Source organism: Lacrimispora sinapis (genome assembly GCF_043633585.1).
In the GTDB taxonomy this organism is placed as follows: Bacteria; Bacillota; Clostridia; order Lachnospirales; family Lachnospiraceae; genus Lacrimispora; species Lacrimispora sinapis.
On sequence record NZ_CP141832.1, the window covers coordinates 2,056,583 to 2,069,302 of the forward strand.

At 45.0% G+C, this 12,720-nt stretch carries 12 protein-coding genes; 1 reads left to right on the forward strand and 11 read right to left on the reverse strand.

Annotation, left to right across the window (positions count from 1 at the left end):
• Positions 1–77: 77 nt before the first annotated feature.
• The 3 genes from ybaK to leuC all read right to left on the reverse strand — a co-directional run bounded on the left by ybaK (position 78) and on the right by leuC (position 2,453).
• Positions 78–551 (reverse strand): Cys-tRNA(Pro) deacylase, encoded by a 474-nt coding sequence (gene ybaK / locus VIG27_RS09550; RefSeq protein ID WP_394522267.1) that lies wholly within the window; start codon positions 549–551, stop codon positions 78–80.
• Between the two features lie 134 nt (positions 552–685).
• The gene (leuD, locus tag VIG27_RS09555) at positions 686–1,174 is read right to left on the reverse strand and encodes a 3-isopropylmalate dehydratase small subunit (protein ID WP_394522268.1); all 489 of its coding nucleotides are present in this window, start codon (positions 1,172–1,174) and stop codon (positions 686–688) included.
• Positions 1,175–1,187: 13 nt separating this feature from the next.
• Entirely contained in the window at positions 1,188–2,453 is a 1,266-nt protein-coding gene (gene leuC, locus VIG27_RS09560; protein ID WP_394522269.1) for a 3-isopropylmalate dehydratase large subunit, read from the reverse strand.
• 144 nt (positions 2,454–2,597) lie between these two features.
• Between leuC and VIG27_RS09565 the strand changes: the two genes are divergently transcribed.
• Entirely contained in the window at positions 2,598–3,497 is a 900-nt protein-coding gene (locus tag VIG27_RS09565) for a LysR family transcriptional regulator (protein ID WP_394522270.1), read from the forward strand.
• An 86-nt stretch (positions 3,498–3,583) separates the two neighbouring features.
• Here the strand turns inward: VIG27_RS09565 and ilvC are convergent, their stop codons facing one another.
• The 8 genes from ilvC to hydA form a co-directional block, all read right to left on the reverse strand.
• Positions 3,584–4,594, reverse strand: a complete 1,011-nt coding sequence (ilvC, locus tag VIG27_RS09570) for a ketol-acid reductoisomerase (protein ID WP_394522271.1) — start codon at positions 4,592–4,594, stop codon at positions 3,584–3,586.
• A gap of 105 nt (positions 4,595–4,699) precedes the next feature.
• Positions 4,700–5,200, reverse strand: a complete 501-nt coding sequence (ilvN, locus tag VIG27_RS09575) for an acetolactate synthase small subunit (protein WP_394522272.1) — start codon at positions 5,198–5,200, stop codon at positions 4,700–4,702.
• A 99-nt stretch (positions 5,201–5,299) separates the two neighbouring features.
• Entirely contained in the window at positions 5,300–5,905 is a 606-nt protein-coding gene (locus VIG27_RS09580; protein ID WP_394522273.1) for a metallophosphoesterase family protein, read from the reverse strand.
• Entirely contained in the window at positions 5,883–7,868 is a 1,986-nt protein-coding gene (locus VIG27_RS09585; protein WP_394522275.1) for a BMP family ABC transporter substrate-binding protein, read from the reverse strand. Before VIG27_RS09585 ends, VIG27_RS09580 begins: the two co-directional genes overlap by 23 nt.
• Before the next feature lie 62 nt (positions 7,869–7,930).
• The gene (gene smpB, locus VIG27_RS09590; RefSeq protein WP_394522276.1) at positions 7,931–8,392 is read right to left on the reverse strand and encodes an SsrA-binding protein SmpB; all 462 of its coding nucleotides are present in this window, start codon (positions 8,390–8,392) and stop codon (positions 7,931–7,933) included.
• Between the two features lie 142 nt (positions 8,393–8,534).
• Positions 8,535–9,761, reverse strand: coding sequence for a Zn-dependent hydrolase (locus VIG27_RS09595; protein WP_394522277.1), 1,227 nt, complete (start codon positions 9,759–9,761; stop codon positions 8,535–8,537).
• 1 nt (position 9,762) lies between these two features.
• Positions 9,763–11,280 (reverse strand): NAD-dependent dihydropyrimidine dehydrogenase subunit PreA, encoded by a 1,518-nt coding sequence (gene preA, locus VIG27_RS09600; protein ID WP_394522278.1) that lies wholly within the window; start codon positions 11,278–11,280, stop codon positions 9,763–9,765.
• 4 nt (positions 11,281–11,284) lie between these two features.
• Positions 11,285–12,664 (reverse strand): dihydropyrimidinase, encoded by a 1,380-nt coding sequence (hydA, locus tag VIG27_RS09605; RefSeq protein WP_394522279.1) that lies wholly within the window; start codon positions 12,662–12,664, stop codon positions 11,285–11,287.
• Positions 12,665–12,720 lie beyond the last annotated feature (56 nt).

Genomic DNA, 12,720 nt, shown 5'->3' on the forward strand with positions numbered 1-12,720 from the left:
TACAATAATGTTACATTTCTGTTAATTATTTATTTTTCCAGCAAAAGCCAGTCCACTTATTTTTTAATTTATGTAAACTAATCTTGAGTCAGCTGTGTAAATTTGCCTTTAATATAATCCACCAGACTCTGAGGAGAAAGGGTAATCTGCTGACCTCTTACCCCTCCGCTGACCGCAATTTGAGGATATTTGAGGGCAGATTCATCGACAAATGTAGGATAAAGCTTTTTCATGCCGACAGGGGAACAGCCTCCGCGGATATAACCGGTAATTTTTTGTAAATCTTTCACAGGAATCATTTCCACCTTTTTATCTCCGGCAGCTTTCGCCACTTTTTTTAGGTCAAGTTCCCCATCCACCGGAATACAGCATACCAGATATCCTGTTTTTTCTCCTTTTAATACAAGAGTTTTGAAAACACTTCCATGATCCACTCCCATCATATCGGCCGCATGACTGCCGGATAAATCATGTTCGTCCACTTCATACTCCTTTGTTTCATAGAGAACGCCTGCTTTATCAAGCATACGCATTGCATTTGTCTTCACCATAATATTCCACTCCCTGTATTTTTTTCTAATTATAATACGGCTCTCTTGGAATTTCAATGGCCCAAAGCAAAGGGTCCGCAGCTGTCAGATACAATATCTGACAATTGCGGACTCTTTTTCCATGGAAATTACATCTATTTCTTCTTATTAATATAGGGGAACAGCCCACCGGCTGAAATGATCTCCTGCATAAAAGGAGGAAATGCCTGACCTTCAAAAGTCTCTCCTGTCGATTGATTGGTAATAATGCCGCTGTCAAAATCCACCGAAACCTGATCACCGGCTTTGATGGCTTTTGCCGCCTCCGGACACTCTATAATAGGAAGTCCGATGTTAATGGCATTGCGGTAGAAGATCCTTGCAAAGGTCTCAGCGATTACGCAGCTGACTCCCGCACACCGAATGACTAAGGGAGCATGCTCCCTGGAAGACCCGCAGCCAAAATTTTTATTGGCAACGATGATATCTCCTTTTTTTACCTGGTTCACAAAATCCTTATCAATATCTTCCATACAGTGCTTCGCCAGTTCATCGCCATCTGTAATATTCAAATACCTTGCCGGTATAATCACATCCGTATCCACATTGTCACCATATTTAAAAACAGATCCACATGCCTTCATCTTTGATATCCTCCTATAATCCCAATTCTTCCGGCGCCGATATCCGTCCGGTGACTGCACTTGCTGCGGCTACTGCAGGACTTGCAAGATAAACCTCTGACTCCACATGCCCCATACGTCCCACAAAATTCCGGTTGGTGGTGGATATACACCGTTCCCCTTTTGCAAGGATTCCCATATACCCGCCCAGACACGGGCCGCAGGTTGGAGTGCTCACGATGGCCCCGGCTTCGATAAAGATTTCCAAAAGGCCTTCCCGCATGGATTGGAGATAAATTTCCTGGGTTGCAGGAATCACGATACAGCGCACATTTTTAGCAACTTTACGGCCCTTTAATACGGCCGCTGCAACGCGCATATCATCAAGCCGGCCGTTGGTACAGGAGCCGATTACCGCCTGATCCACCTTTACCTCGTCAAAATCGCCGAAGGTCCTGGTATTTTCAGGAAGATGAGGGAAGGAAACCGTAGGCTCTAACTTTGACAAGTCAATGGTATAGACCGTTTCGTATTCCGCATCTTCATCTGCTTCATAGACCTTAAAATCACGTTTGGAGTGTTCCTTTATGTACTGGACCGCCAACTCATCCACCGGAAAGATTCCATTCTTGCCGCCGGCTTCAATGGCCATGTTGCAGATGGTGAAACGGTCATCCATGGTGAGATTTTTGACTCCGTCACCGGTAAACTCCATGGACTTATAAAGAGCACCATCCACTCCGATCATTCCGATGATATGAAGAATCACATCTTTGCCGCTGACCCATTTGGAAGGTTTTCCGGTCAGTTTAAATTGAATGGCAGAGGGTACTTTAAACCAGGCTTTTCCAGTTACCATCCCTGCTGCCATGTCCGTACTTCCGACTCCGGTGGAAAATGCGCCCAGTGCACCGTAGGTACACGTATGGGAATCTGCTCCGATGACTACATCCCCGGCAACGACCAGTCCTTTTTCCGGAAGCAGCGCATGTTCAATGCCCATTTGTCCAACGTCGAAATAATTTGTAATTTCATGACTGCATGCAAAGTCACGGCAGCATTTGCAATTCTCCGCAGATTTTATGTCTTTATTTGGTATAAAATGGTCCATCACCAGGGCAATTTTATCTTTATCAAAAATTGTTTCCTTATTAAATTTTTCCATCTCTTTGATTGCAACCGGTGATGTAATATCATTTCCCAAAACCAGGTCTAAATCCGCTTCGATTAACTGTCCTGCCTTTACTTCACTAAGCCCCGCATGAGCTGCCAGAATTTTCTGGGTCATCGTCATTCCCATAGTCTGCGTCCTCCTGTTATTTCCTTGAAATGAACCTCTGTCATTTTACTGCTTTACATTCTAGCACACTTATTGATATAATAGAAATACATAATACGAATATTTTATATAATAATTAGTTATGAAACGAGAGGATGTCGAACCATGGAACAAAACTTATCCCAATATAAGATTTTCTTTGAAGTTGCAAAAGCCGGTAACATTTCAAAAGCGGCAAAAGAGCTGTTTATCAGCCAGCCGGCCATCAGCAAGTCCATCAGTAAACTGGAAGGAAATCTGGGTGTTTCCCTATTTACCAGAAACTCCAGAGGGGTACAGCTTACGGATGAGGGAAAACTTCTATATAATCATACAGAAGCCGCCTTTGAAGCACTGCTTCAGGGAGAGCAGGAATTAAAGCGCATTAAGGAATTTCACATCGGCCACTTGAGGATCGGTGTCAGCAATACTCTGTGCAAATATATTCTTCTTCCTTATTTAAAAAACTTCATTGAGAAATACCCTCATATTAAGATCACCATTGAAAGCCAGTCCACAGCGCATACGGTCACCATGCTGGAGCAGCATAGGATTGATCTGGGTCTGATTGCAGAGCCTTCCACCCGCCGTCCCCTTTTATTTACTCCGTTGATGGAAATCCAGGATGCCTTTGTCGCAACAAAATCCTATCTCAACAACCTTTATTTAAGAGAAGGCCAGGATGCGGACATTTTTCAGACGGGGAACATTCTGCTTTTGGATAAGAACAATATGACCAGAAAATACATTGACGAATATTTAAACGAAAACCAGATTGTACCCAAACAGCTTCTGGAGGTGACTACCATGGATTTGCTGATCGAATTTGCTAAAATCGGTATGGGAATCGGATGTGTGATCAAGGACTTTGTTCAGAAAGAACTGGACCAGGGGGATCTTGTTTTGATTCCTTTGAAAAAAGAGATCAATAAAAGAACCGTAGGCTTTGCTTATAACTCAAACGGAATGACTACGGCTATGGAGAACTTTTTTGATGCAATGGAAGCCGGTATGAACGGCAAATAAACCCCAAAAAGAACAGGAGGCCCGGATAGGCAAAGCCCATTCCAGTCTCCTGTTCTTTTTAAGTGCAGCAATTGCAGCAATGCAGCTTAGTTATCAATTAATTTTCCGCCGTCGTTCCAGCTGTAAAGCTTACGGAGCTCTGCTCCTACCTGCTCTAACTTATGAGATGCTTCTTTGTTTCTCATGGCATAGAAGTGAGTACCATTCACCTGGTTTTCTAATAACCAGTTCTTTGCAAAGGTTCCGTCCTGGATATCCGTAAGTACCTGCTTCATGGCTTTCTTTGTATCGTCTGTGATGATCTTCGGTCCGGTAATGTAATCGCCGAACTCAGCCGTATTGGAAATGGAGTATCTCATTCCGGCAAATCCGCTTTCAAAGATCAGATCGACAATCAGCTTCATCTCATGAATACACTCAAAGTATGCATTCTCAGGAGCATATCCAGCTTCCACCAATGTTTCAAATCCGGCTTTCATAAGAGCACATACACCGCCGCATAATACAGCCTGCTCGCCGAAAAGATCTGTCTCTGTCTCATCTTTAAAGGTAGTCTCAAGAACACCTGCTCTTGCGCCGCCCAGTGCCAATGCATAAGCGAGAGCCTTGTCCTTTGCCTTGCCTGAATAATCCTGGTGAACAGCAACCAGACATGGCGTTCCTCTGCCTACCAGATATTCGTTACGTACGGTATGACCAGGAGCCTTTGGTGCGATCATGGTAACATCAACATTCTTTGGAGGAACAATCTGTCCAAAATGAACCGCAAAACCATGAGCGAACATAAGCATGTCGCCATCCTTTAAATTAGGCTCGATGGATTCCTTGTAAAGAGCCGCCTGTTTCTCATCGTTGATGAGGATCATGATGATATCAGCTTTCTTTGCAGCATCTGCTGCGGAATAAACGGTTAATCCCTGTGCCTCAGCCTTTGCCCAGGAACTGCTTCCCTCATAAAGTCCCACAATGACATCACATCCGGACTCCTTTAAATTAAGCGCATGAGCATGACCCTGGCTGCCGTATCCAATCACTGCAATGGTCTTACCCTCCAGTAAGGATAAATTGCAGTCTTCCTGATAGTAAATCTTTGCCATCTTTTATTTCCTCCTCATAGATTGACTCGTAATATATTTTGTTAAAGGAACCATGCCGACGACTCTCTGTCCGTCTTTGGCAATACCTCTAGCTAGCAAATTGCATTATGGCAGATAACGGATGTCGCCGGACCCTCTGGATAAACCGGTCAAACCAGTCCTGGCAAGTTCCAAAATCTCATAATCTTCAAGCAGGTTAATCAGAGCGTCAAGCTTAGACTGATCACCGGTCAGCATGACGGTCAAAGAATCTTTGCCTACATCAACAATGGTGGCTCTGAAAATATCAGCAATGGCGCTTACCGCCTGGCGTTCCCCGGAGTTGGCACGCACTTTGACCAAAATAAGCTCTCTAAATACGGAACATCCTGGTTTCAGTTCTTTAATATCCCTTACATCTTCCAATTTCCTAAGCTGATTTTCGATCTGGTCTAAGATTTCCTGATCTCCGATGGACACTACTGTCATTCTCGAATATCTCTCATCCGCAGTCACACCTACCGTCAGGCTTTCTATATTATAACCGCGGCGGCTGAACAGGCCTGCCACACGGCTTAAAACGCCGGAGGTGTTATCAACCAACAATGATAATACGATTCTTTCCATCCTTATCCCTGCCTTTTTATATAGTGATTTTAATCATAGCAACCGAACTTCTATTTGTCAATTAAATAAAAGGAATGTGTATTATAATCTAAAGTTATATCAGAGACATGCCGGGTATTCAATTATCCAATATTCATACCCATTGACTACAGTTGTATCTCCGTATTGGTCGATCCTCTTAAAAGAACTCCCATAATTGGCATGAACATGCCCATGCAGGAAATACCGGGGGCTATACTTATCCAGCAGATCCCGAAAACAGGAAAACCCCTTATGCGGAAGATCGGGCAGATCATTTAACTGATAGGCCGGAGCGTGAGTGACTAAAATATCAAACCCCTTATTCTTTTTAATCTTCCACCACATACGACGGATTCTCTGTTCCATCTTCCGTTCCGTAAATTGATAGGGAGCATCCGGTATATATTCCATGGAACCTCCCAGCCCCATAATCCGAATCCCTTTGTATGTCACAATGTTATCCTCAATGCAGATACAGCCCTCCGGCGGACATTCCTTATATTGGCAGTCATGGTTTCCATGGACATAGAACACAGGAGCGCGGGAAAAGGTTGCAAAAAAGGATAAATATTCTGCTCTTAAATCTCCACAGGAAATAATCAAGTCTATGTCTTTTATTTTTTCCGGTGTAAAGTATTCATAGAGCGACTTTGACTCTTGGTCAGCCAATACCAGAATCTTCACGCACCTGTTCCTCCATATCCGTATTCTCGTAGATCGTCTGGCCCTGGAGCCGGACCAGGGACCTGGCCTCCTCCGTCAGTTCCTCGAAGTCCGGTATCCTGCCAACTACATTCTCTGCCAGCCAGTTCATTGTGGTAATTTCTTCTGGAGTGAGACTTTCGTCTTCCTCACACCGGGTCTTTCCATCCTGAGAATAAATGATTCCCACAAACGGCTGGAAACTGCCTGCCCGAATGGAATTCTTTAAAAAGTTAAGCAGACGCTGGGTCCCATGGGGCAGATTGTTGGAACAGATCACATCAATTACATCGGCGGACATCCCCCACCAGTAATTTATCGCCTGCTTGCCTTTCAGCTCTTTTCTGTCGGAGGCTCCATGACAGGTAATATTAACCAGCCTTTCATAGAACTTTCCCCAGTGGCAGATGGGAGTCGCCAGATTTTTAAGAGTACCATCGGGGAGCTTCTGATGAAGCCCGTATTCTCTTGTGGGCATACTGGGTGTGATCATATCGTCACCGGAAATAAAGGTGATCCCTTCCTTCTCAAGCTCTGCATGAGCGTCCCGTTCTTTGACCCTGGACCATTCTAAATGCACCTTTGCATAGGGATTGATCATCTTGGCCCCTAAGGCAAACGCATTGATGTTGGCTATGGTGCCGTAAATGGGGTAGTTGGCAATATATCCCAGCTTATCATCCTTTGACATGGAAGCAGCCAGTGCCCCCATCAGAAATTTGGATTCATACATTCTGCCGTAATATGTACAGATAGAGGAATAAGACATATTGACAGAACAGTTAAAGATCTTCACCTCCGGATGGTCGATGGCGGTCTTTACCGATTGGTTAATCATCGTTGAAGCGGTTGTAAATATCATGTTGCAGCCGGCCGCCAGTGCCTCCTCCAGTGCGTCTGCCGTCTCTTCGTCGGAATCCGCGTGGAAAAATGCCATGGTTTTCATGGTCCCTTCAAAAGCCTGCTCCAAATGCATTCTCCCCAGCTCATGCCCATAGGTCCAGCTTGAGGTTTCTGCAGTCTTTGCATGGATAAAAGCAATTTTAAGCATCTGGGGATCAATGATCTGAACCGGGAGGAGCCAGTTGATGATCTTCATAGGACCGCTCTCTGCCATATCCTCAACCTCTTCCGGCTGTTCCAGCAAAGCGATCTTATTTCCTCTGGACGCAAGCAGAAGCTCATCCTTTATTTTCACTAAATCCCTTTTCATCTGTCTCTCGACCCGGTCCTTTACGGTGGGATAGCCAAACAATTCCACATAAATAAGGAAAGCATCCGAACAGGTCATGTCATAGTCATCACCGCCAAATGCATGAAACGCCTTGGAAAAACGGTCGTATGCCGATTTAAAAACCAGCCGTTCTTCCTCGTTCCATTGTTCGCCGGGATTCTTGTTCATGGCTTTTATAAGCCTGTCATAGCTGCCCTCTTTGCTGAACCAGATATCACAGTTATAGGATACCTGGTAAAAATCCAGGAACTCATAATACAGCCGGTTATTTAAATCATCGGTCCTTCTTGGAATCAGACGTATGACAGAAGCGGCAATGCTGAACGCGTCTACATACTTTAACACGCTGACACGTTTGTTGCCCTCCTGAACATAATACTGGTTCATGAATTCATAGACCACAATGGGGTCATGAATGCCCTCCTGGATCTGATGATCATAAAGATAAGCCCACTTCGCTCCAAACTCTGATTTTTCAGATAAAAGGGGCATAAAATTATTGGCAAAGGCATTGGTCCGCCCCTCGGTCTTTGTGCCTACGATCTTTTCCAAAGGGATGTCCATGATCCCCAGATTCACTTCCGAAACAATATCGGTATAAGACAAAACATCATCAAGAACCGGAAGATACGGATACTCTCCCTTTGCCACAGAAGCCTGATACTGCTTTCGTCCCCTTCTTAATGCCCCTACATAATCATATAGTGCCATCCGCTTCCCCTCCCCTAAATTTCTGCGGTTTTTATGTTGCTGAAACTACGGTCTGTCTGCAATTATAAATTACGCACCTTAAATTCCCGTTCCAGTTCTCTTTTCTGATCCTTCTTGGCAATGTCCTCTCTCTTATCATAGAGTTTTTTACCTCTGGCTAGACCAATCTCCACCTTTACCAGACTTCCCTTAAAATATACCTGAAGAGGTACCAGCGTGTATCCTTTCTGGGCGATCTTAGCCTCAAGCTTCCCAATCTCCGACCGATGAAGCAAAAGCTTTCTGATGCGTAAAGGATCTTTATTAAAGATATTTCCTTTTTCATAGGGGCTGATATTCATTCCATAAACATAAACCTCCCCTTTTTCAATCCTTACAAAAGATTCTTTGACATTGCACTTTCCCATGCGGATGGATTTCACTTCCGTTCCCGCAAGTTCTATGCCTGCCTCATATTTTTCATCAATAAAATACTCATGATATGCCTTTTTGTTGTTGGCAATGAGCTTAAATTTCTCTCCCAAATCTATTAACCTCCGTCATTACGTTTCATTTATGATACTACATTGTCCATTTTTAGTAAAGGTCTAACGGACAAATCCTTTCATAATAAAAGATCCTCCCGGCCCCATGTTTTTTTCCACATGGATGCGGGAGGATCTTTTACTAATGTTTGTCGATATGCAGAATCGTGTTTAAAAGAACGTTGGCTCCTTTTAAACAGTTTTCCACCGGCGTATATTCAATTTCGCAATGGCTGTGTCCGCCTACGCTTGGCACAAATATCATGGTCGCAGGAACCAGATCAATGGCGAACTGGGCATCATGGCCCGGACCGCTGTAGATCCTCCGATTGGAATAACCGCATTCCTGTGCACTTTTTTCCACATAATCAACCAGTTCGGTTGTAAAGCCTACGGTCTTGCGCGACCATGCTTCCTCATAGCTGACCTTGCATTGCTCCACAACACCTGGAATCCGCTTAATCACTTCAAGTACCTGTTTGATCACTTTAGGGTCCTGATGTCTGGCATCCAGGGTGATTTTTACTTCATCTGGTATTATGGTATGAATGTTTGGATGGGCAGAGATTTTACCTGTGGTATAAACCAGCTTGCTGTCCAGCTGGTCTAACTCATCGTGAAGGTACTGAATGGTCTTTACCGCTGCATAGAGTGCATCCTTGCGGTATTTCATGGGGGTCGTTCCTGCATGACCTGCCTGCCCTTTAAAGGTAAATTCGTAATTGATCATACCGCAAACACCTTCTACAACTCCAATATCAATCCCTTCCGCCTCCAGTACCGGCCCCTGTTCAATATGAAGCTCCACCAGTGCCTTTGTTTTCAATGGGTCCAGGCGGTTTTCTTCCTTTCCCTTATAACCGCTTTCCTCCAAAGCCTCTCCAAACGTATATCCGGGAATGTCTTTTGCCTCTGAATTTAGCATAGCCTCCTTGTCGAACTTTCCGCAAATAACGCCGGAAGACATCATTGCGGGTTCAAATCTGGCGCCTTCTTCATTGGTCCAGACCATGACCGTAATGGGATGCCTGTGCGGTATTTTTTCTTTTACAATGGTCTCCGCCACTTCCATTGCGGTCAAGACACCTAAAATCCCATCATAGTTCCCCCCCTGCCGCACAGAATCTATATGGGAACCTGAGACAATGGCAGGCAGATCTTCAGTTCCGGCAATGGTTGCATAGATATTTGCCATATCGTCCGTTACGACGGTGGCCCCCAGTGCCTCCATGCGCGTTACAAATTCCTTTCTTGCGGCTAACGCTTCCTTTGATAAGGAGAACCTTGTAATTCCCCCTTTTCCTGTATCCCCAAATTGGCTGAAGGTTTTTATCTTGTCTTCCATTCTTTCATAATTGCACTGTATCATGTCATTTCCCTCCTATTAGGTTCTTTTTTACCCTGGTGCCTGCGGAAATAGCGTCTACCGGACACACCAATGCGCAAAGATGACAGCCAACGCATTTTTTAGCGTCCATTACCGGTTTCTTTGTATCTTCTGCCTGTTTCAGCGCCTGATGCCCACCGTCGTAGCAGGATAGATAGCATCTTCCGCAGCCCACACATTTTTTCCGGTCAAATTTAGGATAACAGATGGAATCCCGTTCCAGTTCATCCGCCGGTATGGTGTGGTCCAGTGCTTTCCCTACGATTTCCCTTACGCTGTGATAACCGCGGGAGCTTAAATAATATTCCATTCCTTCGATCATATCCTCGATCACCCGGTAGCCGTATTGCATGACTGAGGTCGTAACCTGTATGTTTTCACAGCCAAGCGCCATAAACTCAAAGGCATCTCTCCAGGTTTCGATTCCGCCCATTCCGCTGATGGGAACACCCGCCAGTTCCGGATGACTTTTCATGGCGTGGATAAAACGAAGCGCAATGGGTTTTACTGCTTTCCCGGAATAGCCTCCCACACTGGTTTTGCCTTTCACAACAGGACCGGAGACAAAGGTGTCCAAATCCACATTCATAATACTCTTTATAGTATTGATGGCTGCAATGCCGTCTGCACCTGCCTGGACTGCTGCAAGGGCCGGTATTTCCATATTTCCGATATTGGGTGTCATTTTTGCCAGAACCGGGAGATGAGTCCCTTTTTTCACTGCTTTTGTATAAGCAGAAACCAGCTCGGGATTCTGGCCTACATCAGAGCCTAATCCATCGGCAGCCATATGAGGACAGGAAAAATTACACTCGATGATATCCGCACCAGCTTCCGTTACCACCTGCGCAAGATAGGTCCACTCTTCCTCTGTCTGGCCCATAATCGAAGCAACGAATATTTTGGTGGGATAATCTCTTTTTAAATCTCTGATAAACGCAAGGTTTTCCTCCAGCGTATGATCTGATATCTGTTCTATATTTTTAAATCCCACAAAAGGAAGGGCTTCTTTTTTCAGAGCATCAAATCTGGGAGAGACTTCCTCAGGGACAAACACACCAATGGTCTTAAAGGCAACACCGGCCCAGCCCATGTCAAAGGCCTTTGCTACCATTTCATAATTGCTTCCCACTACGGAAGAGGATAGAAAGAAAGGATTTTCACATGGAATCCCGCAGAAATCTATGGATAAATCCACGTTCTTCTTCTCCGCTTTTATATAAGAAGAAAGTTTTTCAAACATATCCGGGATCGGTACCGGTGTATTAATCCTTCCCTTTAAACAGGCCGACAGACAAGGCTTATCCTCACAGCTTTGACAGGGCAGTTCTTTGGGCAGGCGGTTTACGGCACCGGACTTGTTCTCAAAACGGAAGCACCGTATGATTTTGTCTGTTTCCAGCCCATTAGGACATGCCTTGGCACAGGGGGCGTCATTGCACAAAAGGCACCCGCCGGCTTCCTCTAAAAGAGAAGTTTCCTTGTATAATAAATTATTCATTCTATCACTCCAAACCATATTTTTGAGGTTCCCGCTTTACAAAGGTCCCATACCCCGGAGTTCCTACAAATTCCCCATGATCATATACCAGTGCCCCTCTCACATAAGTCTGAACCGGATACCCATGCACTTGAATACCCTCCCATATGGTGTGGTCATAATCGGAATGCATGTTGTCCACGGAAATGGTCACCTCTTTATCTCTGTCATAGATCACGATATCCGCATCTTTTCCAACCGTTAAGGACCCCTTCTGGCTGCAGCCAAAGATTTTCGCCGGATTCGTGGCGCAAAGCTCCACCGCACGATTGAAGCTTATTTTTCCTTCATTGGCTTTGGATAACATATAAGGATACAGATTCTCGATTCCTGCACAGCCGTTAGGGATTTTTGTAAAATCATCCTTTCCCCAATCCTTTTCATAGCTCTGGAACGGGCAGTGATCCGTTGCCACCGTATCAATGCTTCCGTCCGCAATTGCCTTCCAGAGTGCATCCTGGCTCTCCTGATCCTTCATCGGAGGGGAACATACAAAGTTTCTGCCGTCCTCTCTTTTGTACACATCACAGGTAAATTCCAAATACTGCGGGCAGGTTTCAATATAAACCGGATAGCCGTCTCTCTTTGCGGCGACCGCTGCTTCCAGCCCTTCCTTATCCGCCATATGCACGATGTAGAGAGGTGCGTTTACGGATTTTGCCCAATGCACCGCCCGTTTGTCAGCCTCCGCTTCCACATATTCCGGTCTGCTCAAGTAGTGGTACCAGGCGGAGGTTTTTCCTTCTGCCTTAAACTGCTCGATATTTAAATCAATGACATCCGGATTTTCCGCATGGATATTTGTGATGGCTCCTGCTTCCTTTGCTTTTTTCAGTATTCGGACCAGGGTCCCGTCATCCACCATCATACCTTCTTTTTTGTAGACCAGGAAGCATTTAAAGCTGGTGATGCCATAATCCACAGCCGCTTTAAATTCATCTAAAATGGCACCTTCATTCAGATCCGTGATACAGCAGTGAAATGCATAATCGATACAGGCTTCCGGATCACACATTTCCTTCCGTTCCTGAACGGTTTCTATGATTCCCTTTCCCTTTCTTTGAATGGGATAATCAAATACTGTGGTCACACCGCCGCACGCCCCTGCTCTTGTTCCAGATAAATAGCCGTCTGCGGAAACCGTACCGCCAAAAGGCATTGCCAAATGGGTATGTACGTCAATTGCTCCAGGTAAAACCAGCTTTCCGGAGGCATCTACTACCTTTTTTGCCTCAACCGATAAATCCCTTCCAATGCATAAGATTTTCCCGTCTTTTACTCCAATATCGCCTACAAATGTTTCCTCTGCCGAAACAATCGTTCCATTCTTAATCAATAAATCCATGGTCCTTCCTCCTCGTAACAGACTTGGGGTGCCGACGGCACCCGCGATTTCTGCAT

Bases quoted from the DNA above. Each gene is read 5' to 3' on its own strand.
- ybaK (WP_394522267.1), bottom strand. From the start codon at position 551: ATGGTGAAGACAAATGCAATGCGTATGCTTGATAAAGCAGGCGTTCTC.
- ilvC (WP_394522271.1), bottom strand. From the start codon at position 4,594: ATGGCAAAGATTTACTATCAGGAAGACTGCAATTTATCCTTACTGGAG.
- VIG27_RS09585 (WP_394522275.1), bottom strand. From the start codon at position 7,868: ATGGCACTATATGATTATGTAGGGGCATTAAGAAGGGGACGAAAGCAG.
- preA (WP_394522278.1), bottom strand. From the start codon at position 11,280: ATGAATAATTTATTATACAAGGAAACTTCTCTTTTAGAGGAAGCCGGC.
- hydA (WP_394522279.1), bottom strand. From the start codon at position 12,664: ATGGATTTATTGATTAAGAATGGAACGATTGTTTCGGCAGAGGAAACA.
- VIG27_RS09565 (WP_394522270.1), top strand. From the start codon at position 2,598: ATGGAACAAAACTTATCCCAATATAAGATTTTCTTTGAAGTTGCAAAA.
- VIG27_RS09595 (WP_394522277.1), bottom strand. From the start codon at position 9,761: ATGATACAGTGCAATTATGAAAGAATGGAAGACAAGATAAAAACCTTC.
- leuD (WP_394522268.1), bottom strand. From the start codon at position 1,174: ATGAAGGCATGTGGATCTGTTTTTAAATATGGTGACAATGTGGATACG.
- leuC (WP_394522269.1), bottom strand. From the start codon at position 2,453: ATGGGAATGACGATGACCCAGAAAATTCTGGCAGCTCATGCGGGGCTT.
- ilvN (WP_394522272.1), bottom strand. From the start codon at position 5,200: ATGGAAAGAATCGTATTATCATTGTTGGTTGATAACACCTCCGGCGTT.